This window comes from Vibrio sp. CB1-14, from assembly GCF_040412085.2.
GTDB classification, from domain to species: Bacteria; Pseudomonadota; Gammaproteobacteria; order Enterobacterales; family Vibrionaceae; genus Vibrio; species Vibrio chaetopteri.
The window spans coordinates 15,342-37,260 of record NZ_CP115920.1; the positions used below are offsets into that span (position 1 = coordinate 15,342).

General features: G+C 46.7%; 18 protein-coding genes and 1 pseudogene. 4 read left to right on the forward strand and 15 right to left on the reverse strand.

Features of this window, described 5'->3' with window-relative positions; all coding sequences use genetic code 11:
• The first annotated feature begins 106 nt into the window (after positions 1-106).
• Positions 107-1,216, forward strand: a complete 1,110-nt coding sequence (trmA, locus tag PG915_RS00065) for a tRNA (uridine(54)-C5)-methyltransferase TrmA (protein ID WP_353497371.1) — start codon at positions 107-109, stop codon at positions 1,214-1,216.
• A gap of 73 nt (positions 1,217-1,289) precedes the next feature.
• On the opposite strand, the gene PG915_RS00070 is transcribed toward trmA, so the two are convergent.
• Positions 1,290-1,661 (reverse strand): YijD family membrane protein, encoded by a 372-nt coding sequence (locus tag PG915_RS00070; protein ID WP_353497372.1) that lies wholly within the window; start codon positions 1,659-1,661, stop codon positions 1,290-1,292.
• Positions 1,661-2,302, reverse strand: coding sequence for an HTH-type transcriptional repressor FabR (gene fabR / locus PG915_RS00075; RefSeq protein ID WP_338163261.1), 642 nt, complete (start codon positions 2,300-2,302; stop codon positions 1,661-1,663). Before fabR ends, PG915_RS00070 begins: the two co-directional genes overlap by 1 nt.
• A gap of 383 nt (positions 2,303-2,685) precedes the next feature.
• On the opposite strand from fabR, the gene sthA reads away from it, so the two are divergent.
• On the forward strand, positions 2,686-4,086 hold the full coding sequence (sthA, locus tag PG915_RS00080) for a Si-specific NAD(P)(+) transhydrogenase (protein WP_353497373.1): 1,401 nt from the start codon (positions 2,686-2,688) through the stop codon (positions 4,084-4,086).
• 86 nt (positions 4,087-4,172) lie between these two features.
• Here the strand turns inward: sthA and dinF are convergent, their stop codons facing one another.
• The 3 genes from dinF to PG915_RS00095 form a co-directional block, all read right to left on the reverse strand.
• Positions 4,173-5,519, reverse strand: a complete 1,347-nt coding sequence (gene dinF / locus PG915_RS00085) for an MATE family efflux transporter DinF (protein ID WP_353497374.1) — start codon at positions 5,517-5,519, stop codon at positions 4,173-4,175.
• 95 nt (positions 5,520-5,614) lie between these two features.
• On the reverse strand, positions 5,615-6,427 hold the full coding sequence (locus PG915_RS00090; protein ID WP_353497375.1) for a class I SAM-dependent methyltransferase: 813 nt from the start codon (positions 6,425-6,427) through the stop codon (positions 5,615-5,617).
• Positions 6,428-7,259: 832 nt separating this feature from the next.
• Positions 7,260-7,877 carry a c-type cytochrome gene (locus PG915_RS00095; RefSeq protein WP_353497376.1) on the reverse strand — a complete coding sequence of 206 codons (618 nt, stop codon included), beginning with the start codon at positions 7,875-7,877 and terminating at the stop codon, positions 7,260-7,262.
• A gap of 195 nt (positions 7,878-8,072) precedes the next feature.
• Between PG915_RS00095 and yihA the strand changes: the two genes are divergently transcribed.
• Entirely contained in the window at positions 8,073-8,741 is a 669-nt protein-coding gene (yihA, locus tag PG915_RS00100; protein ID WP_353497377.1) for a ribosome biogenesis GTP-binding protein YihA/YsxC, read from the forward strand.
• Positions 8,742-9,456: 715 nt separating this feature from the next.
• On the opposite strand, the gene polA is transcribed toward yihA, so the two are convergent.
• Positions 9,457-12,246, reverse strand: coding sequence for a DNA polymerase I (gene polA, locus PG915_RS00105; protein WP_353497378.1), 2,790 nt, complete (start codon positions 12,244-12,246; stop codon positions 9,457-9,459).
• A 656-nt stretch (positions 12,247-12,902) separates the two neighbouring features.
• On the reverse strand, positions 12,903-13,925 hold the full coding sequence (gene hemB, locus PG915_RS00110) for a porphobilinogen synthase (RefSeq protein ID WP_353497379.1): 1,023 nt from the start codon (positions 13,923-13,925) through the stop codon (positions 12,903-12,905).
• Positions 13,926-14,057: 132 nt separating this feature from the next.
• Here hemB and PG915_RS00115 point away from each other — a divergent pair, with 132 nt between their 5' ends.
• The gene (locus PG915_RS00115; RefSeq protein WP_353497380.1) at positions 14,058-14,819 is read left to right on the forward strand and encodes a TatD family hydrolase; all 762 of its coding nucleotides are present in this window, start codon (positions 14,058-14,060) and stop codon (positions 14,817-14,819) included.
• A 410-nt stretch (positions 14,820-15,229) separates the two neighbouring features.
• Here PG915_RS00115 and tatC read toward each other — a convergent pair whose 3' ends face one another.
• From tatC to fliJ, 8 genes and pseudogenes are all read right to left on the reverse strand, one after another.
• Positions 15,230-15,982 carry a twin-arginine translocase subunit TatC gene (gene tatC / locus PG915_RS00120; protein WP_353497381.1) on the reverse strand — a complete coding sequence of 251 codons (753 nt, stop codon included), beginning with the start codon at positions 15,980-15,982 and terminating at the stop codon, positions 15,230-15,232.
• An 83-nt stretch (positions 15,983-16,065) separates the two neighbouring features.
• Positions 16,066-16,470, reverse strand: a complete 405-nt coding sequence (tatB, locus tag PG915_RS00125) for a Sec-independent protein translocase protein TatB (RefSeq protein ID WP_418641802.1) — start codon at positions 16,468-16,470, stop codon at positions 16,066-16,068.
• A gap of 3 nt (positions 16,471-16,473) precedes the next feature.
• Entirely contained in the window at positions 16,474-16,725 is a 252-nt protein-coding gene (gene tatA, locus PG915_RS00130) for a Sec-independent protein translocase subunit TatA (protein ID WP_353497382.1), read from the reverse strand.
• Between the two features lie 55 nt (positions 16,726-16,780).
• Positions 16,781-18,415 carry a ubiquinone biosynthesis regulatory protein kinase UbiB gene (gene ubiB, locus PG915_RS00135; protein WP_353497383.1) on the reverse strand — a complete coding sequence of 545 codons (1,635 nt, stop codon included), beginning with the start codon at positions 18,413-18,415 and terminating at the stop codon, positions 16,781-16,783.
• Positions 18,412-19,047, reverse strand: a complete 636-nt coding sequence (locus PG915_RS00140) for a ubiquinone biosynthesis accessory factor UbiJ (RefSeq protein ID WP_353497384.1) — start codon at positions 19,045-19,047, stop codon at positions 18,412-18,414. Before PG915_RS00140 ends, ubiB begins: the two co-directional genes overlap by 4 nt.
• A 10-nt stretch (positions 19,048-19,057) precedes the next feature.
• Positions 19,058-19,840: a bifunctional demethylmenaquinone methyltransferase/2-methoxy-6-polyprenyl-1,4-benzoquinol methylase UbiE gene (gene ubiE / locus PG915_RS00145; protein WP_353497385.1), complete on the reverse strand. Its 783-nt coding sequence runs from the start codon at positions 19,838-19,840 to the stop codon at positions 19,058-19,060.
• A 45-nt stretch (positions 19,841-19,885) separates the two neighbouring features.
• Positions 19,886-21,217: pseudogene (gene rmuC, locus PG915_RS00150) on the reverse strand (DNA recombination protein RmuC); the annotation flags it as partial.
• Between the two features lie 250 nt (positions 21,218-21,467).
• The gene (gene fliJ, locus PG915_RS00155; protein WP_353497387.1) at positions 21,468-21,899 is read right to left on the reverse strand and encodes a flagellar export protein FliJ; all 432 of its coding nucleotides are present in this window, start codon (positions 21,897-21,899) and stop codon (positions 21,468-21,470) included.
• Positions 21,900-21,919 lie beyond the last annotated feature (20 nt).

Below are 21,919 nucleotides of genomic sequence, written 5' to 3' on the forward strand. Positions count from 1 at the left end.
CACAGAGATAATGCGAGACAATTCTGGGAAAAACTGGACAACGACGGGAGATTGAATAAAATCTGCCCTCCTTAATACAACTCATTACCGACGATAGGCAACTACCATGGCAAATCTCGACTTCACACCAGAAGGCTATCAAATCCAGCTTGAAGAAAAATCTCAACGTTTGATCGATATGATGGCGCCGTATTCTGCTCCTGAACTCGAAGTATTTACTTCCCCAGAAAAGCACTATCGTATGCGTGCTGAATTCCGCGTTTGGCATGAAGGCGACGACATGTACTACATCATGTTCAACCAGGAAACGCGTGAAAAGTACCGAGTTGATCAATTCCCAGCAGCAAGCCGTCTTATCAATGACCTAATGCCACTGCTGATGGATGCGATGAAAGGCAACGAGGTATTACGAAAGAAACTGTTCCAAGTCGACTTTCTCTCAACCTTAAGCGGTGAGATCTTGGTATCTCTGCTCTACCACCGTCAACTGGATGATGCATGGAAAGAGCAAGCACAAGCACTGAAACAGCAGTTGAATGATGAAGGTTTCAAACTGAACCTGATTGGTCGTGCTCGTAAGATGAAAATCGTCATGGATCAAGACTATGTGGTGGAAACTCTGCATGTTAATGGTCAGCCATACCACTATCAGCAAGTGGAAAACAGCTTCACGCAACCCAATGGTCCTGTCGCGCAAAAGATGTTGGAATGGGCTGTTGATTGTACCCAAGACAGCAAAGGTGATTTGCTAGAGCTTTACTGTGGTAACGGCAACTTCTCATTGGCATTGGCACAAAACTTCGAGCGAGTCCTTGCGACGGAGTTGGCGAAGCCTTCAGTAGAATCGGCGCAATACAACATTGCAGCCAACAAGATTGATAATGTACAAATCATTCGCATGTCAGCGGAAGAGTTTACTGAGGCTATGGAAGGCAAACGTGAGTTCCGACGTTTGCAGCAGCAGAATGTCGATCTAAAAAGCTACAACTGCAACACGATTTTCGTTGATCCACCGCGTGCAGGTATGGATATCGATACCTGTAAAATGGTTCAAGGCTACGAGCGCATTCTGTATATTTCATGCAATCCAGAAACCTTGAAAGACAACTTGGACGTGCTGGGTGAAACGCACCACATTACGCGATTTGCTCTATTCGATCAGTTCCCGTTTACTCATCATATTGAAGCGGGCGTATTACTTGAGCGCAAAGCCTAATCAATAACAAACAAAAAACGAGCCAACTGGCTCGTTTTTTTATGCTCGCGCTCTACGAATAGAGACCAACAAATTAAGCTTCTTTGAGGATGTAGCCCATCTTTTTACCAATCCAGAATAGCAGTACCAAGACGACTACGATGGCGATGAAGTTGGAACCAGCATCAGGGTATTGCGCCTTCGTAAACGCAGAGTGACCAAACGCACCTACGAAGAATGCCGCAAGACCAACCATTGGGAAGTCTTCTGGAATTGGGTTTCTTAGATACTCTTGATACAGGGCCTGAACTGACAGCACGAGTGCAATCAGTGGAAAAATCGAGAATGCCACTTCGCTGATGGTGAGCCAAGACAACATTGCGTTACCACACATACCTGCAATCAGAGCAAGTACGAGCGTTTTTTTGCCGCTTTCGCGGTTTTCGGAGGACACTTCATTGGACATTATTTGGACCCTTCTTTTTGACGGTTTCTTTCACGTTCTTTGCGATACCAGTGTGCACCCTTGGCCACTATCCTTAATTGGACAATCAGCCTCTCCGCCAGTTCATATCTTTCTTTTTTGCTAAGATCTAACGCCTCTGCACCTGAACTGAACACGAGAATGACAGAAGCTTCCGCTTGGGCAAATGCTTCGTCACGGTCCATACCTGTGCTAACCAAATATTCAGTTAGCTCAGCCGAAAAGTGTTGGATCTCTCGAGCCACTGCGGCTCGAAAGTCAAAAGAGGTGCCAGAACGCTCCCTTAATAATAGGCGGAACACGTTGGGACTGCTTTCAATGAACTCCATAAACGTTTCGACTGAAGTACGGATCACACTGCCTTCTTTGACAATACGTTGGCGCGCTTGTCGCATTAACTGCCTTAGCAGTAGGCCTCCTTCATCTACCATGGTCAGCCCCAGCTCATCCATATCTTTAAAATGACGATAGAAAGAAGTTGGAGCAATACCGGCTTCGCGCGCGACTTCGCGCAGGCTCAAATTCGAAAAGCTGCGATCGGCACTAAGCTGGCTAAAAGCAGCATCGATCAATGAACGACGCGTTTTTTCTTTTTGTTGTGCACGAATACCCATTGATTTCATGTTTAACCTAGGTGCTCTTATTGGTTACCATCGATGACGGTAATTGAGGGAGTGGAGGTAATATAGCGCGAATAGTCACTTTGTATAAGTGTATGGCTGGCGATTTTGCTAAAAAACCTATACGCATCTCACTTCATTTACTCAGCATTATGCTTGAACAAGTTTCATTATTTTGCATACATCAAACGTTTATCCGATGCTAACTCTCAATAAAACTGCGTGATCTTTCACACTCTATTCACGCAGTCATATTTACCAACGTTAATAATCCGTTAAAATCTCGCCATTGCCAGTCTATGAATTGCACTCATCACTCCTGCCCTACTTGTCGCTATTAATGCTGAACGTTTTGTAGAGAGTGAGAGGAACTACGAGGATACTATATGAGTCGCGCTAAACATTTTGATGCCATCGTAATCGGCAGTGGCCCAGGTGGTGAAGGGGCTGCGATGGGGCTAACTAAAGCTGGCCTCAACGTTGCGATCATCGAAAAAGAGAGCAGCGTCGGTGGTGGTTGCACCCACTGGGGTACCATACCTTCAAAAGCACTGCGTCATGCGGTCAGCCGTATCATTGAGTTCAACAGCAACCCACTGTTTTGTGGTAACAACACCAGCCTGCACTCGACGTTTTCCAATATTTTGGGACACGCAAAAACCGTTATCGATAAGCAAACCCGACTGCGCCAAGGCTTCTATGACCGAAATGAGTGCACCTTGCTATACGGAACGGCACGCTTTGTCGATACTCACAGCCTAGAGGTCACTAAGTCCGATGGTACTATCGATACTTATACGGCCGACAAGTTTGTGATTGCAACCGGTTCAAGACCGTATCGCCCTGCTGATGTCGACTTTAATCACCCACGTGTTTACGATAGCGATTCAATTCTTTCTCTTGAGCACGACCCTAGACACATTATTATTTACGGTGCCGGTGTCATTGGTTGTGAGTATGCGTCTATCTTTCGTGGCTTGGATGTAAAAACCGATCTCATCAACACCCGTGAGCGACTTCTGGCGTTCCTAGATAACGAGATGTCAGACTCTTTGTCCTATCACTTCTGGAACAGCGGCATGATGATCCGAAACGATGAAACCTACGCCAAGATCGAAGGTACCGAAGACGGCGTCATCATCCACCTCAACTCAGGCAAGAAGATGCGCGCGGATTGCTTACTGTATGCCAATGGTCGAACAGGTAACACTGACGCACTCAATCTGGATGCCGTTGGACTAGTCGCGGATTCTCGCGGCCAGCTCAAAGTCGACACCAACTACCAAACCGACATCGACCATGTCTATGCTGTGGGGGATGTGATTGGCTACCCAAGCTTAGCGAGTGCGGCATACGACCAAGGCCGATTCGTAGCTCAAGCGATTACTCAAGGTGAAGCTGAAGGTAAGCTAATTGAAGATATTCCGACAGGTATCTACACCATTCCAGAAATCAGCTCTGTGGGTAAAACTGAGCAAGAGCTGACTGAAGCCAAGATTCCGTACGAGGTAGGACGCTCGTCATTCAAACACCTTGCGCGTGCACAGATCGCCGGTAAAGACGTGGGAAGTTTAAAAATACTCTTCCACCGCGAGACCAAAGAAATCTTAGGCATTCACTGTTTTGGTGAGCGTGCGGCAGAAATCATCCACATCGGCCAGGCCATCATGGAGCAAAAAGGCGAAGCGAATACCATCGAGTACTTCGTTAACACCACCTTTAACTACCCGACCATGGCAGAAGCCTATCGTGTTGCTGCGCTCAATGGTTTAAACCGTCTGTTCTAACCTAATTGCAGTGCATAGCACTTTAGACCAATACAACAAAGGCGACATCATGTCGCCTTTGTTTTTCCTTCTACGCAGATGAAACGCTAAGCCAGTAAAAACTGACCGCGACGCCACTGGTAAATAAATATCACCGCCAACCCCAGACCTCGAATACCCATAAAGCTGAGCATCGCGAACCAAAGTGCATGATTTCCTAAACTGCTGGCGGCAAAAAACAAAGCAAAGAAACAACACGTGGCGGCAAACATACTATTGCGCATATCTCTGCCTTTTGTCGCGCCCACAAAAATACCATCAAATAGAAAGCACCACATGGACACCAGCGGCATAGCAACCAGCCAAGGTAAGAAGAATTCCGCTTGCGTTTGCACTGCGGCGATGGAAGTAATCATCGCAATCAAATCACTCCCTAAACCTGCAAATACCAGTGTCAGCAGCACACAAATAACCGCACTCCAGAAAAAGGTCACGACAAGCGAATCAATGAGCTGACTGCGACTCTTGGCACCAATCGCTTTGCCTACCATAGCTTCCATAGCGTAAGCGAAACCATCCATGCCATAAGAAATGAGCATCAAGAAGCTCATCAATACCGCATTCGCCGCGACGATATCATCTCCAAATGCTGCGCCCTGAAAGGTCATAAAACTAAAAGTAGCTTGTAGGCACAATGAACGAAGAAAGATGTCACGATTGAGCTTCACAAAACGTCCAATATCCTGACTCACATCAGAGGCCAATTGCAGCACATTTGGCAGGACTCTTTGACGCCAAGTGCGCGCGGCACACCATAGGCCAAATGCACAACCTGAGTAGTCAGCAATGACCGACGCCAAGGCCGCACCTTCGACTTTCCACCCCAAACCAATGACAAACAAGACATCAAGGCCGATATTTACCAGGTTAGTAATGATCACCATCCACATTGGCGCTTTCGCGTTTTGTGTCCCTAGTAACCAGCCAAGAAGCACAAAATTCATCAACGCTGCAGGGGCACTCCAAGCTCTTATCGCAAAATACTGATAACCATAATGCTTCACTTCTTCACTGGCAGAGCTAAACGAAAAAATAACATCAGCGAGAGAGGTATGCACGAGTAAGAACAGCGCAGCAAACCCCAATGCCATAAGACTCCCCTGCAAAAACACCAGCGCAAGCTGGCGCGTATCATTAGCGCCATAACTTTGAGCGGCGAGGCCTGTGGTCGACATTCTCAAAAAACCCAGCAGCCAGAAGGTGACACTTATCATGGTGCTGCCAAGCGCAACGCCACCTAAATACCAGGCGTGCTCTAGGTGGCCAATCACAGCGGCGTCAACCAGTCCTAATAGCGGGACAGTAATATTGGATAGCACCATAGGAATGGCCAATAGCAAGACTCGGCGGTGCAAGGGCAGATCAGACAGAATGGTAATTGATTGTTGAAACACGAACACTCCAGCACGTCGAGACTCCACTAGAAATGCTTTAGTGGAAAGGATACTTGAAGCGCTATAGTAACGTTATTTACAGGCGAGCACCGCAACTACCACTCAATATTGACGATGTTCGGCGTGAGACGATGTCGATAGATGGGCAGCTTCGCCACCACTCGCTGCCAACGAGACCAGCGTTGACAATGCTTGTCGATGGGCGATTCAATCGAGACTTTGTATGTCCACGGTAGCCAATGAAGCAACTTATCAAGCGGCTTTCTCATGCCATGTTGATAACGCTCACACCCCATCTTTTGCCCTAAGTGACTCGCTGTGAGGTCACCGGCCAGCACCAAGCAGGCTTTGGCATGTTGAAAGTGACACCCGATGGCTTGCACAAAGTGCGCTATTCGAGTCTCAGTTTGTTCCAGTAGAGCATGTTCACATACAACTAGAATCGGTTTGTCGGCAGGAATCAATAGCGTCGACAACCAGCTCATATCATCAATCGAGCCACAGATGAGTGAGTACCGCTCGCTTTTGTGAAACAACCGTTGGCGCCACACCAAATGCTCATTGGTATCGACTTCAAGCCAATGACAGCGGCCATTGTCCAAACGGTAGAAACGGGTATCAAGGCGCGCGCCGACATTAATAACCCAACCATCAGGGTTGGTCTCAAGAAATCGCTTTACTTGCAAATCGCAAAGCTGAGTTAAGGTGGCATGCAATAGCTGACTTTGGTCAACGTTACCCGTGAGGCAATCGGGCGCCAGTTGGCAACGGCGACATGCATGGGCAGCGATGGGGTCATAGATGATGCCATCATCCAGCAAACTTTCACGACTGCGAAACCACAGCGGCTTGAGCAGTTTGCTCGGTACATCTAAGGGAACGCTTTGATGATTGTTTCGATTGTCCATACTGCCTCCATGCATAGAGGCATCGATGATAATCGTTCTCAACAATCATTTCAAGGCAAATGAAATTAGTTATCATTTACATATCAATTTCAGACGTAAAAAAAGCGACAGGCGGACCTGTCGCTTTCCATCACCATAGGGGTGAAATTGTTGGCACTCTTTGAATGCCTCACAAATATCCATTTGTTATTTGTGCTTCCACTGCTAATTCTTGTTTGTCATCGTCCTGATGCGTTTTCACGATCCCTGGCAAAACCTTTTGCTCGAGTTCTTCCTAAACCCTGTCCATTTGTTTTCTCATCCTGAGAATAGTCGATCATCCGTATCTGCCCACACTCCGAGTCTGAGCAATATCCTTATTATTATTTTTGGCGCTCCTCGCCAAACATCCTTGAAGACCTTCTTGGTCTGAAATCCTTGTGTCAGCATCCTGTCGACAAGGAACAATTTACCTGACTCAGAATGGAAGACAACCAAGCACAACGTTTTTTCTAGTTCGCAACAATACACAAACAATTAAAGTAATATAAATCATAAACTTAATAATTATTAACGGCAATTTTGCGCTAACAAGTATGGCAAATATCTCACAAAGCATCTGGATAACTCGCCAATCACGCTCAAAGAGCATCAAGATCGAAGTGAGATCTGAATCACCCAGTGCGTGACACCACTACCAACAGATCTACCAACAACAACGCTACCCAAGCACCAAAAACAACAATGCCCCTTCATCAGAAGAGGCATTGCAAGCTCGGTTTGGCGTTAAAGAAACCCGTTTAGACATTAAACAAACTAGGTTAGGCTGCTAGTTTTTGTAACGCGGTTCGGATTAGTGAAGACCGCCCACGTATTTAGAAAGAACGTCGATATCTTCGTCGTTCAGCTTTTTGGCGATATCACGCATCATAGCGTTCATGTCGTTGGCACGATCGCCGCTGCGGAATTTCTCTAGTTGTGATTTCACATAATCAGCATGCTGACCAGAAATTTTAGGGAATCCTGATAGCTCAGTGCCGTTACCACGAGGGCCGTGACAAGCAATACACGCGGTAATTCCACGCTCAGCATCACCAGCGGTGTAAAGAACTTTACCCACTTCGACCACATTTTCAGGGGTACTATTGGCTGCGATTGGCATAGACGCATAGTAAGCCGCAAGATCCGCCATATCTTCCTCAGACAGTGGCATAGCCATACCACTCATCACAGGATCATAACGACCTTGTTTACCGCCACTTGTCATACCAAGCTTTAGGTCTTTCAGTTGTTTTTCAATATATTTTGCGTGCTGTCCTGCGATGCTTGGGTACATCGTTAGCAGACTGTTACCGTCCGCTCCATGACACGCTACACACGTTTGGGATTTTGCTTTACCAGCTTCAATATCGCCTTGGGCCCATACTGAGCAGCTGACTACAAGACTCAAGATTAGCGCTAATTTTTTCATGACATTCCATTATAATTATCAAGCTTCCAGTACCACTATACGCCTCGCTAAACCCTACAGATTGGTGTCAAAGGGACAAAATAAGGTAACGCGGGCAATTAATACCGATCATGGTACAATGTGTGGCCATATGCCGAGCACGGTTATTTTACACAATTTCACAAAAAAGTAATCAATCGACTACACAAAGTCGAGATGGAGTTAACAGTGAGCGTAAAAATTCATTATCAAAACACGCATTTCATTACAAGTGCACCCGATATTCGTCACTTGCCAGAGGATGAAGGGATCGAAATTGCGTTTGCAGGACGCTCCAATGCAGGTAAATCCAGTTCACTGAACCGCCTTACTAACCAAAGAGCGCTGGCGAAAACCAGTAAAACACCAGGCCGTACCCAATTGATTAACCTTTTCAAGGTTGACGAAGGTTGTCACATCGTTGACTTACCTGGATACGGCTTTGCTCAAGTTCCTCTTGAGATGAAAAAGAAATGGCAAAAATCGCTAGGCGAATATTTGCAGAAACGTCGTTGCCTGAAAGGCCTAGTGGTACTGATGGACATTCGTCACCCAATGAAAGATCTTGACCAGCAGTTAATTGAATGGGCTGTTGAGTCTGGTATTCCAGTTCAGGTTCTTCTGACGAAAGCAGACAAATTGAAAAGTGGTGCTCGCAAAGCACAAGTGTTGAAGATACGTGAGGCAGCACTGGCGTTTGGCGGTGATGTGCAAGTCGATCCGTTTTCGTCACTAAAAGGCATCGGTGTTGATCAATTACGAAATAAACTCGACACCTGGTTTGCGCCAGCGTTTGCACACCTTGAGCAATCTGACGATTTAGAAGGTGGTGAGCAAGACGCTTAACTATCTTTGGTGGTAAAACTATCTTTTAGTGGTAAAACTATCTTTTAGTGGTAAAACTATCTTTCGGTAGTAAAACATCGTTCTACAGAAACAAAACGCCCCGCCTTCCTGGCAGGGCAATGGGAGAGAGAAGATTTAGTATTATTGTTTGTTCCAAGCATCTATGAAGCTTTCAAACAATGCAATCACCAGCCATACAAAGTGTGAGCTAGTCTTCTCTTACCATCCCAATTCCCACAATACTCACAACCCAATAAAGTCTTATATTTCAGATAGTAAAACCCTGGTTACTCGCTGCTTTTCTACGCTTGATTCTAGTTGAGAATTATACAAAGTGTGAAGGTCGTTTAATTACAGAATTTGGTAATCAAATGTCGTAATGACGAAGAGAGAAAAGTGAGAAGAAGGGCGCTAAAAAATTTTCTTTGCCACAAGAAAAAACGCCCCAGTCAAATACTGACTGGGGCGGCTGAATCAGCCTAATCCAATAACGTGAAACAAAAGGTCTGAAAGATAGAACATCTTACCTCTGTACCCTACGCGTTCTAATGTACAACAAGTGATCAGAAAATGAAACTATTTTTGTAGTTTTTTTTCATGAAGTTTTTGTTAATAGACATAAGTCGCTTAGATGCATGAACTTTTTTAACATCAAAAAAAAGCCAGCGACTGTGCGCTGGCTCATGTTAATTTAATAATTTAGCTCAAAATATGACTAATGAGCCTGATCCCAGTTGTCTCCGTGACCAGAGTCAGCAACAAGTGGAACAGCCAATTCTGCTGCAGATTCCATCAATTTTTGTACTTTACTTTCAATTTCGCCTAAAGATGACGATTCCACTTCAAAGACCAGTTCATCGTGCACTTGCATCAGTAGTTTCACCTTGCCATCACCTTCAGCTTGGATCCATTCATCCACCAACAACATCGCTTTCTTAATGATGTCCGCGGCAGTACCTTGCATTGGCGCATTGATTGCCGCACGCTCCGCCGCTTTGCGACGCATACCATTACGAGACTTAATCTCAGGTAAGTGCAGTCTGCGGCCAAAGATGGTTTCAACGTAGCCTTTCTCACTCGCTAACACTCGCGTGTCTTCCATATACTGCATCACGCCTGGATAACGCTCGAAGTAAGTATCCATATATTGCTGCGCCTCACCACGAGGAATACCGAGCTGCTTAGACAGACCAAACGCACTCATGCCATAGATAAGTCCGAAGTTAACCGCTTTGGCACGGCGACGCTGTTCACTGGTGACTTGCTCAATATCGACACCAATGATCTCCGCCGCTGTGGCAGCGTGGATATCTTTACCTTGTCTAAACGCATCCAGTAGCGCCTTATCACCTGACAAGTGCGCCATGATACGAAGTTCAATCTGAGAGTAATCCACCGCAAGGATCTTCCAGCCATGCGGAGCCACAAACGCCTGACGAATGCGTCGGCCTTCATCGTTACGGATAGGAATATTCTGCAAGTTTGGATCGGTCGATGACAAACGACCGGTTGCAGTGACAGCCTGATGATAAGACGTGTGTACTCGACCCGTTTCTGGGTTGATCATCTTCGGTAGCTTGTCTGTGTAGGTGGACTTGAGTTTAGCTAGGCCGCGATACTCCAAAATCAACTTAGGCAGTGGGTAATCCAACGCCAACTCTTGCAGCACCTCTTCATTGGTAGAAGGTGCGCCTGATGGCGTTTTCTTAAGTACCGGCAAGCCCATTTTCTCAAAGAAGATCGCTTGCAGCTGCTTAGGCGAGCTCAAGTTAAACTCTTCGCCAGCAATCTCATAGGCTTTCTGCTCCAGCTCATCAAGACGCGCCGCGATCTCTTGAGATTGAGCGCCCAAAAGCATGTCATCAATCAGTACACCGGTGCGCTCGATACGAGATAACACAGGCACCAACGGTACTTCGATGTCTTGATAGACACGATTCAGTGCTTCGTTTTTCTCAAGCTCTGCATTGATGCGCTGGTGAAGACGCAAAGTCACATCCGCATCTTCTGCCGCGTATGGTGCTGCCTGATCCATCTCGATTTGGTTGAAAGTCAGTTTCGATTTGCCTTTACCGGCAATTTGCTCGAATGAGATGCAGCTATGCTGCAAAAAGCGCAGTGCCAAGCTGTCCATATCGTGCTTACCGCCGACGCTGTTGTAGACGTAAGAAGCAAGCATGGTGTCGTATTTAATGCCCTTAAGCTCAATACCATAGCGTGTAATCACACTGGCGTCATACTTCAGGTTTTGACCGACTTTCACTACGTTGTCGTCTTCAAGCAACGGCTTTAATTGCTCAAGAACCCAATCACGGTCAAGCTGCTCTGGTGCGCCCATGTAGTCGTGAGCAACAGGCAGATAAGCGGCCACGCCTTCTTCGGTCGCAAACGACAGACCGATAAGATTCGCCACCATATAATCTAAGCTGTCCGTCTCAGTATCAAACGCAATCACAGAAGCCGATTTTAGCTTCTCTAGCCACTCAGCAAACTGCTCTTCGGTTAGGATGGTTTCGTACTGGCTGCGGTCAATTTTTACTGCTGATGTGTCCATCGCTGGAGCATCATCATCGCTAGAAATACGTTTTGCTGCACTCTCCACCGCTTGCACTTCACCTGTGCCGCCTTCAAGAAGCTCATTGAGCCAAGATTTAAAGGTCAATTGGCCGTACAGCTTGGTCAGTTCATCAACGTTTGGTGTCTCTTTCAGCAGAGATTCAGGCGTGCAATCGAGTTCCACATCCAGTTTGATGGTCGCCAGATCATAAGAAAGTAATGCATTTTCTTTGTTCTCGGTAAGCTTCTTAGCCATGGTTTTTGAACCACGAAAGCCAAGAGGGGCGATATCATCGAGTCTATCGTATAGGTCTTTAATGCCGCCGATACCTTGCAATAGTGCTGTTGCTGTTTTGTCACCTACGCCTGGTACACCTGGGATGTTATCCACTTTATCGCCCATCAGTGCCAGATAGTCGATAATAAGCTCAGGTGGAATACCAAACTTATCCACTACGCCTGCTCTGTCCATCACCACATTGGTCATGGTGTTGATAAGGGTAACGTTGTCATCAACCAGTTGAGCCATATCTTTATCGCCCGTGCTGATCAATACTGGCATACTCGCTTGTGAAGCTTGATGCGCCAAAGTACCAATGACATCATCCGCTTCCACGCCAGGTACACAGATAAGCGGTAGACCCATAGCACGAATCACTTTATGCAAAGGTTCAATTTGGCAACGAAGATCATCCGGCATAGGCGGACGGTTTGCCTTGTACTCAGGGTACATATCATCACGGAATGTTTTGCCTTTGGCATCAAACACCACCGCGATACGATCAGAGGCAAACTGACGCATCATGCTTCTTAGCATGTTAACAACACCGTAAACCGCATTGGTTGGGATTTCGCCATTGCTCATCGTTTCTGGATAAGCATGAAATGCTCGATAGAGATAAGAAGAACCATCGATAAGGATCAATGGGTTGTCTGGTATTTGCGCCATGTTTAGTCGTCCAAAATTTTTGGTAGTGATCTATAAGGATGCCATGACTCGCAGTGCGATGCTACGCTCTTTCACTGTCTATATACACAGTTACCAAATTAAACTGCGCTCTCGCACCCCTCAGCCTGTGGATAAATCTGTTTATAGAGTTGTTTTAACAAATGATAAAGTTATTCAAGGTCATCAAAAAACAAATATAAGCCACTGTAATTAAAGCATTAAATATCAGATCCCCCACCCTTCCCATGATCCTTCTCGGATCATGCCATGTGGAAAACCTAATTTTGCGTTTAATGTCAGCGATAGGATTATATTCTAGTCAGAGTGTGCAATTAATCTGCAAAGAGTAGATAGAAAAAAAGCGACACCAAAGGTGTCGCCTAGCAATAATTTAAGGAGGTTATCTCGTTTAACGAGTACGGCTAACCAACCAAAAGCTATAAATACACTGGAAGCAATGTGAGCAATGTCGTGTCAAAAAAGAACCGATTAAGTGAACTGAGCCATGTCGCTAGTTGTTTAACCTTTTCCCTTAGGACGAGTTAATGGTAATCATTATCATTTAATGCGTCAACCACTAATTGAGAATATTTATCATTTAATTTCTGAGCACAAAAAAACCGGCGTAATGCCGGCTTCTAATGTCGCGGTGTTTATTAATCTTGCTGGCTATCTTGTGCCAACCACTCCGCCACATCTTTGGCAAAGTAAGTCAGAATGCCATCCGCACCGGCGCGCTTAAAGCACAGCAGTGATTCAAGTACCGTTTCACGCTCTTTTAGCCAACCATTTTGAATCGCGGCTTTGTGCATTGCATACTCACCAGAGACTTGATAAGCAAACGTCGGTACCTGAAGCTCGCTTTTCACACGACGCACCACGTCTAGGTATGGCATACCTGGCTTGACCATCACCATATCCGCACCTTCATTGATGTCCATCGCAACTTCATGCAAGGCTTCATCACTGTTGGCAGGATCCATCTGGTAATTTTTCTTATCACCGCCCTTAAGGTTGGAGGCCGAACCGACAGCATCTCGGAATGGACCATAGTAGTTTGATGCATATTTCGCCGAGTAAGCCATGATCTGTGTATGTACATGACCCGCTTCTTCTAGCGCTTCACGAATACGACCAATACGACCATCCATCATATCCGACGGCGCAACGACATCTGCGCCAGCTTCTGCATGGGACAAGGCTTGTTTGATGAGCACATCAGTAGTTTCATCATTCTGTACGTAACCATCTTCATCGATAATGCCGTCTTGACCATGAGTCGTAAACGGATCTAACGCTACGTCTGTGATTACGCCCATTTGTGGCACATTTTCCTTTAGTGAGCGCACAGCGCGCTGCACCAAGCCTTCTGGATTATAGGCTTCCGCCGCACAGAGGCTTTTTGCATCTTGGTTAACTACTGGGAACAGCGCAATGGCAGGTACGCCCAGTTTTGCTAGATATTCGGCTTCTTCTAGCATCAAATCAATAGAAAGACGCTCAACCCCAGGCATGGACTCCACTGTTTCGCGGCGATTTTTGCCCATTAGAATGAACATTGGGTAGATCAAGTCATCCACCGACACCTTATTCTCTGCCATTAAACGTCGGCTAAAGTCATGTTTGCGCATACGGCGCATACGGCGTGCTGGAAATTGACCTTGAATCGATACAGACACCTTTCTCTCCTTGTCTGGAAAAATGCGAAAATCAAGCATATCACTCTCGCATGTTCATGCTAGTAGTAAAATTGGAAAATGCTAAACCACAAACGATATACTGAACATATTACTCACCAAATTTAGTTAGCCATGATAGATACACACGCCCATATTTACGCCTCTGAATTCGACCAAGACCGCGATGAAGTGGTACAGCGCGCACTTGATGCCGGTATTGAGCACATTTTGCTACCCAACATCGATCTCGACTCCATTGAGCCAATGCTGGCTACCGAAGCGGCTTATCCTCAAGTATGCCGCTCGATGATGGGTCTGCATCCATGCTATGTCGATGCTAATGTCGATCAAACGCTCGACACCATCCATTCTTGGTTCGACAAGCATAACTTTATTGCTGTAGGTGAAATTGGTATCGACTTGTACTGGGATAAAACCTACCGCAAGGAGCAGGAGCATGCCTTCATCACTCAGTTGAATTGGGCCAAAGAGATGGATCTGCCTGTAGTGATCCATACACGAGATTCGATTGAAGAAACTTTGGCTCTACTTAGATCAGAGCAAAACGGCGACTTGTGCGGCGTGTTCCACTGCTTCGGCGGCACAATTGAAGAAGCGAAAGCCATTAACGATCTTGGCTTTCACCTTGGCCTAGGTGGTGTCTCTACCTTTAAAAATTCAGGCATGGACAAAGTGATTCCTGAGCTAGATTTGAGCAAAGTGATTCTAGAAACCGACTGCCCTTACCTAGCACCAGTGCCACATCGTGGAAAACGCAATGAGCCTGCGTATACTGAACTGGTGCTAAAACGCATAGCGGATCTCACCGAATTGAGTAGTAAAAAAGTGGCACAGATAACAACAAACAATGCAAAATCACTGTTTTCATTGTAGTTTTTCATAATTTATTACTCATTCCGTGACGGAGATCGAGTTTGGTGTACACAAGACAACCTCAAGTTAACGTAGAATATGCATCAATTTTATATGCCACTACCGACAAAGGAAACGTGGCAGAGATCACGCAGTTCTATCTCGGAGGTGGAGTATGTGCCAACATGGAAATCTATTACAACGTCAGCATCGCACATTTTGGCAAAAGCTAATGGGCGTGAAAGAAGTGTATGTATGCTCTAATTGCGGTTACGTTCTGAAAATCCGCTAACCTCAAAGCTCAGTTGTCAGAATGAAGAAGCCAGTATTACTGCAACAAAGATTGCCACGACAAAGAATGCAGAGAAAAAAATAGCGGCCTAGGCCGCTATTTTTACATCTAAGATGATGTCATCAATCCATCACAAGCTTTACTCTTGCTCAGCCTCTTCGCTGTCATCTGTCTTACGTGTATAGAAGCGTGCAAAGAACAGTCCCACTTCAAACAGCAAACACATAGGAATCGCTAGCAGAGTTTGCGAAATCATATCCGGCGGAGTGAGGAGCATCCCCACGATAAACGCTCCAACTACGATATACGGACGCTTTTGCTTCAAGCTTTCAACATCCGTCGCCCCTGTCCAACACAACAAAATAATGGCCACAGGTACTTCAAACGCAATACCAAATGCCAAAAATAGCGCCAATACAAAATCCAGATAGCTGGAGATATCGGTCGCGAATTCTACGCCGCCAAGCGATATCGCGGTGAAAAAGCCAAACACCAGCGGAAATACCACAAAATACGCAAACGCAACGCCGCAATAAAACAGCAGCGAGCTCGAGAACATCAATGGCATGACCAGCTTTTTCTCATGCTTGTACAAGCCAGGTGCGACAAAAGCCCATACCTGATAAAGAATATAAGGCACGGCCACAAACACCGATGCGATCAAAGTAAGTTTGAGCGGAGTGAAGAATGGCGACGCTACGTCGGTAGCAATCATGGTCGCCCCCTCTGGTAATCTTTCTACCAAAGGCTTAGAAACGAAATCGTAAATATTGCCAGAGAAATAGACCAAGGCTAAGAACACCACCAACACAGCGACAATCGCACGCAGCAGTCGGTTACGAAGCTCTAACAGATGGCTAATCAAAGGCTGTGTCTGTTCGACGGAAGACATGAAAACCTCGAATAAAATACCGTGAAGATGAGCAAACTAAAGGCCCATCCACGGGAGACATATATACAGACAAGGGCTGATGTTCAGCCCTTGTTTAGATCTTTTTCTGGAGACTCATTCTCGGCAGGTTTAGCAGGTTCCGGTTGCACCGTCTCTTGCGGACGGGAATCAGGTTCTGCAGTTGTCACCTTATCACTTGCGTAAGGTCGGGTGACTTCTTTTGCCGCCTGCTTCAATTCTTCTACCGAACTTTTCAGTTCCGGTGAGAGGTCTTCCATGCCCATTTTCTCAGCTTTTCGCAGGTTCTCTTGAAGCTCTTGAACTTTAAGCTCATGCGACAGCTCGTCTTTGACGTTATTCGCCATCGCTTTTGCTGAGCTGATAAAACGAGAAACACTTCGGATAGCCGTTGGTAGGCGCTCTGGTCCCAGAACCACCAAACCAACTACAGAGATGAGTACCAGTTCCCAAAAACCGATATCAAACACGAATTATGCCTGCTCTTTATCTTTCTTTGTTTCAGTAGAAGCGTCTGTTTTCTGTTGCTCAATGTTCTTTGGTTCAAAATCTGCATCTTTGTCGTCAGATTTCTTTGCCGTTTGCTCATCTTCGCTCATGGCTTTCTTAAAGCCTTTTACAGCACCACCTAAGTCGCCACCAATACCACGCAGTTTCTTGGTTCCAAATAGCAGAATCACAATCACTGCAATGATAAGAAGTTGCCAAATACTAATACCGCCCATTCTTTCTACCTCGGGTCTTGATTAACAAACAAATGATTTAATACGAGTTTATCGCTTAACGCCTGTAAGTACGCCAACTGAACAACCAAAATGTGATACCAGCAACGCCAGATGCAACTGACAGCTGATCGTAAGGTCCTTCAAGTAATATGGCGGAGCATACGATTAAAGTTGCACCAACGCCAAACAAAAATTTACCTGTCCCATGTTGCCGTTTTGTTTCACGGTATCCTTGGTACAAGGTATCCATGCGCTGATTCATAGCTTTACCTTGTTTCAGGCTATCGTACAGCAACTCTGGAAGTTCCGGCAATTTTTCTGCCCAAAACGGCGCACGATCTTTGATACCGTTAATAACTGCCTGCGGTCCAACTTGATTCATCATCCAGTTTTCGAGAAATGGCTTCGCCGTCTCCCATAAGTCTAGCTGCGGATAAAGCTGTCTGCCGAGCCCCTCAACATAGAGCAGAGTCTTCTGCAACAATACCAGCTGTGGCTGCACTTCCATATTGAAGCGGCGAGCAGTATTGAAGAGGTTCAGTAGTACATGACCAAAGGAAATTTCGCACAGTGGCTTAGCAAAAATCGGCTCACACACCATACGAATCGCAAACTCGAACTCGTCGACATTGGTATCGCGTGGCACCCAACCAGAATCCACATGAAGCTCAGCCACTTTACGATAGTCTCGATTAAAGAAAGCTAGGAAGTTCTCAGCTAGGTAGCGCTTGTCGTCGCTATTGAGTGTGCCGACAATACCGCAGTCAAGACCAATCCACAGTGGGTTTTCAGGGTGGTCATAACTAACAAACACGTTGCCAGGGTGCATGTCGGCATGGAAGAAGCTATCGCGAAACACCTGGGTGAAGAAAACGCTCACACCACGCTCCGCCAGTAGCTTCATGTTGGTGCCATTCGCTTCTAGCGTCGGGATATCAGAAACCTGAATACCATAGATGCGTTCAGAGACCATCAAGCTTTCGCTGCTAAAATCTGGCAATACTTCCGGCACATACAACTCTTCGCTGCCTTCGAAATTGCGGCGCAGCTGAATCGCGTTGGCTGCTTCTCGGCGCAGATCGAGCTCATCAAGCAAGGTCTTTTCATACTCACGAACTACCTCGACTGGCTTCAATCTACGAGCATCGGGCAGCGCCTTCGACACGATGCGTGCCATGCGATACATGAGCTTTAGGTCGGCATCGATCACCGGACGAATATCCGGACGAATCACTTTAAGTACGACCTCTTGGCCGGTCGATTTCAGCTTAGCGGTATGTACCTGAGCAATAGACGCAGACGCCAGTGGCTTGATATCAAAATCGTCAAACCAGTTTTCAATCGGACCACCGAGTGCCAACTCCATTTGCGACTTAGCTAGCTCACCATCAAACGGAGAGACTTGGTCTTGCAGCAGAGCCAGTTGGTCGGCGATGTGTGGTGGGAACAGATCGCGACGCGTCGACATCATCTGTCCAAATTTGATCCACACCGGACCGAGTTCTTGCAGCGCCAAACGCAGGCGCTCACCTAACGGCTTTTCTGGATGCTTGTTCTTCATCCAAAACAGCGAACGTCTGACCAGCAGAGGGGCTTTGGTTAATTGATGCGTTGGCATCAGTTCATCAAGGCCATACTCAAGTTGTACCTTGATGATGTGATAAAGGCGCTTTATTTCACTCGGAGTCATACACGCTCCGAGTCGGTATTGTCACTGCCAGCGGCTGCTAGCAGCGCATCAAGGCGAGCATTGAGTCGCTCAGCTTGGCTGCGTACGTCGTCGACATCATCGCAAAAGGCTGCAATCGCCAACGGTGGCGGGGCAATTTTCCACTCTTCGGTGAGCACCTGGCCGAAATGGTCTTGATGCTTTGACGTCTGTGAAGCGATAAAACCAAACAGGTTTTTAACCCCTTGTACTGCAGTGTGCGCAACCACATCACCGGTTACGCGTGACAACCACTCTTCGATATCCGGTTTACAGTCGGTCAGCAATGCTGAGAATTTTTGCGCTAACTGAATATCGCCTTCCAGCTCCAGTTTATCTTGTTTAATAAGCTTGGTGATATTGGCCTGATCTTTAAGCTCAGGCAGCACAGAAAGGTTCAGTGACAGATAACAATCTGACTCACCTTCATAATTAGCCAGCACATCAAGTTGATGACTGAACACAAAGGTCAGTGATTTGTTGAATTCACGCAGGTGAACTTGAATCACCTGGCCTTTAAGGCGAGTGACACGACTGACCAGCGCTTCGTCATCGTTGATCAGCGTATTCAGTGTGGTTTCCACCACCGCGGTCACTAATGGGTCAAATGGCATGACTCAATCCTTAGAATTTGTATCCACGGTGCAGGGCTACAATGCCACCGGTTAGGTTGTAGTATTTGGTGTGTTCAAAGCCCGCCTCTTGCATCATGCCTTCCAGAGTATCTTGGTCTGGGTGCATGCGGATCGATTCCGCAAGATAGCGATAGCTTTCCGCATCATTCGCCACCAACTCGCCCATTTTTGGCAGCAAGTGGAATGAGTACGCGTCATACACTTTTGACAGTGGCTCAACGATAGGTTTAGAGAACTCCAACACCAATAGACGACCGCCCGGCTTCAATACGCGGAACATCGAACGCAGAGCTTTGTCTTTGTCGGTTACGTTGCGTAGGCAAAAACTGATAGTAATACAGTCGAAGTAATTGTCTGGGAATGGCAGCTCTTCGGCGTTCGCTTGCACGTAATGCACGTTGCCAACGATACCAGTATCACGCAGTTTATCGCGACCGACATTGAGCATTGAGTTGTTAATGTCGGCAAGTACCACATGGCCCTTGTCACCAACAATACGAGAGAACTTTGCGGTCAAATCACCCGTACCGCCACCTAGGTCAAGAATGCGCTGACCCGGTCTTGCACCACTGCAATCAATAGTGAAGCGTTTCCATAAACGGTGGACACCGCCCGACATTAGGTCGTTCATGATGTCGTATTTCGCCGCTACCGAGTGGAACACTTCCGCAACGCGCGTCACTTTTTCTTGTTTCGCGACTGTTTCAAAGCCGAAGTGCGTGGTGTCGTCTTGTTGATTTAGCTGATTCGATTGCACAGTACTTTCCGTCATTATTCTTCCTCTTGGGCAGCGTTACGTCTCTGTCGCCGCAAGCGGTCAGTTTACTTTATCCATGTCTGGTTGTCTTTCCACCAGCGCATCATTTTGTGCGATTTCTGTGAGCGAAGGAGAAATCGAGCGTTTTACCTCAACACCAAGCTGTTTAAAGCTTTCCGCCTGACGAATCGCATTGCCGCGTCCCGTGGCCAACTTATTCATCGCACCTTGGTAACTTTGGTTGGCTTTATCAAGCGCGCCGCCAAGCCCTTCCATGTCATCAACGAACAATCTTAGCTTGTCGTAAAGCTTACTGGCCTTGTCAGCAATGACTTGAGCATTTTGATTTTGTCGGTCGTTGCGCCATAAATTATCAATAGTGCGCAGCGCCACCAGTAAGGTGGTTGGGCTGACAAGAATGATGTTGCTCTCCATTGCTTCTTTCACCAAGTTTGGATCGGCCTGAATCGCAACCTGGAACGCAGGTTCGACTGGGATAAACATAAGTACGTAATCCAGCGAGCGAATGCCTTTGAGCTGATGGTAATCTTTTTGTGACAAGCCACGAATGTGATTACGCAGCGCCAGTAAGTGGTCACTTAGGGCACGAGCGCGCTCAGCATCGGTTTCTGCATTGAAGTAGCGCTCATAGGCCACCAGCACCATTTTCGAATCAATCACCACCTGCTTCTCTTGAGGTAAGTGAACAATCACATCAGGCTGGTAACGCTTGCCAGCTTCATTTTGCAGGCTCACCTGGGTTTGATACTCATGGCCTTCGCGCAATCCCGATTCCGCGAGCACGCGAGCGAGTACTACCTCACCCCAGTTACCTTGTTGTTTGTTGTCCCCTTTCAATGCCTGAGTCAGGTTCATCGCCTCTTTGGTCATCTGGTCATTGAGGCGCTGCAAGTTCTTAAGTTCGTGCACTAAGGTATGACGCTCTTTGGCTTCTTGGCTAAAACTGTCATTGACCTGCTTCTTAAAGCCTTCAAGCTGCTCTTTGAGAGGCGTTAAAATCCCTTCCAAGCTCTGACGGTTTTGCACGTCGACTTTGGCGGTTTTGGCTTCAAATACCTGATTGGCGAGGCGTTCAAACTGCTCCTTTAGGCGCAGTTCTGATTGCTGCAATAGTTCGAGCTTTTCACTGTCAGAGCGCTGCTGCTGTTGATAAGTGGCAAGCTGCTCACGCAATTGGGCTTCCGATTGGGCGCGCTGCTGCTTCACTTGCTCAAGTTCGCTGGCGTATTGCTGACGCTCTTGCTTCACGGCATCGAAATAGCGCAGCTTCTCCATCGCGGCCATGACCTTGCCATGGGCTTGCTTGAGTTCAAATGCCGACTTATCTCGCTCATCATCAAGCTCATCAAGCTCTTGTTTTGCTTCTTTTAATTCGGTTCTAAGACGCTCAATTTGCTGCTCTAGCGCTGAGGCTTCTAACTCAGCCTTGTGCTCTGCCAAAGCTTGCAACTGACGAGATTTAAAATGCAGTACTGCGGCGGCGGAAAAACCGACCACTGAGCCTAGTGAAGTGATTGAAAGTAGGAGGGTTTGATTATCAATAATCCATTGCATGCTTTGCTTGCCATCAGCCGAAACTCTTAAGCTAATGGTAATTTATACTGGATAAATGTCCAGATATTTACAGGTCGCGACGCTTGAAACGGGCGTTGATAATATCTTCGATAAGCTTTTGCTCACGCTTAGCTTTTTCGTAATTCTGTTTTTTGTTCCAGCGCTCTAGCACCTGCTCTAAGCCTTGCACTCGTGCTGCTTTTTGCTGCAGTTGTTTTTGAACTGACTGACACTGAGCTTCCATCACGGCCTGCTCTTGCTGATGATGAAGCAGCATTTTTTGCAGCATTTGATCGGCCAGGTTGAGGTTCATCAGCCCCACACTGCAGGTTTTGGTCGCCCCTTGGAAGTTGCGTGCTTTTAGCTCGGATAATGCTGCGAGCTGTTGGCTTAGCTGCTCACTTTGATGGCGCATCGACTCTAGCTGAGCCCCAATTTGATCACGTCTTAGCTCTTCCACTTGGGTCATTTTACCGACGGCGCGAATTTTACTTTCCATTCTTCCCTTCCCTACGTTGC

Coding starts and splice junctions, on each gene's coding strand:
- yihA (WP_353497377.1), top strand. CDS start 8,073: ATGGAGTTAACAGTGAGCGTAAAAATTCATTATCAAAACACGCATTTC.
- ubiB (WP_353497383.1), bottom strand. CDS start 18,415: ATGACTCCGAGTGAAATAAAGCGCCTTTATCACATCATCAAGGTACAA.
- tatA (WP_353497382.1), bottom strand. CDS start 16,725: ATGGGCGGTATTAGTATTTGGCAACTTCTTATCATTGCAGTGATTGTG.
- PG915_RS00070 (WP_353497372.1), bottom strand. CDS start 1,661: ATGTCCAATGAAGTGTCCTCCGAAAACCGCGAAAGCGGCAAAAAAACG.
- trmA (WP_353497371.1), top strand. CDS start 107: ATGGCAAATCTCGACTTCACACCAGAAGGCTATCAAATCCAGCTTGAA.
- fliJ (WP_353497387.1), bottom strand. CDS start 21,899: ATGGAAAGTAAAATTCGCGCCGTCGGTAAAATGACCCAAGTGGAAGAG.
- PG915_RS00115 (WP_353497380.1), top strand. CDS start 14,058: ATGATAGATACACACGCCCATATTTACGCCTCTGAATTCGACCAAGAC.
- PG915_RS00140 (WP_353497384.1), bottom strand. CDS start 19,047: ATGCCATTTGACCCATTAGTGACCGCGGTGGTGGAAACCACACTGAAT.
- PG915_RS00095 (WP_353497376.1), bottom strand. CDS start 7,877: ATGAAAAAATTAGCGCTAATCTTGAGTCTTGTAGTCAGCTGCTCAGTA.
- PG915_RS00090 (WP_353497375.1), bottom strand. CDS start 6,427: ATGGACAATCGAAACAATCATCAAAGCGTTCCCTTAGATGTACCGAGC.
- tatC (WP_353497381.1), bottom strand. CDS start 15,982: ATGTCTTCCGTCGAACAGACACAGCCTTTGATTAGCCATCTGTTAGAG.
- fabR (WP_338163261.1), bottom strand. CDS start 2,302: ATGAAATCAATGGGTATTCGTGCACAACAAAAAGAAAAAACGCGTCGT.
- sthA (WP_353497373.1), top strand. CDS start 2,686: ATGAGTCGCGCTAAACATTTTGATGCCATCGTAATCGGCAGTGGCCCA.
- ubiE (WP_353497385.1), bottom strand. CDS start 19,840: ATGACGGAAAGTACTGTGCAATCGAATCAGCTAAATCAACAAGACGAC.
- polA (WP_353497378.1), bottom strand. CDS start 12,246: ATGGCGCAAATACCAGACAACCCATTGATCCTTATCGATGGTTCTTCT.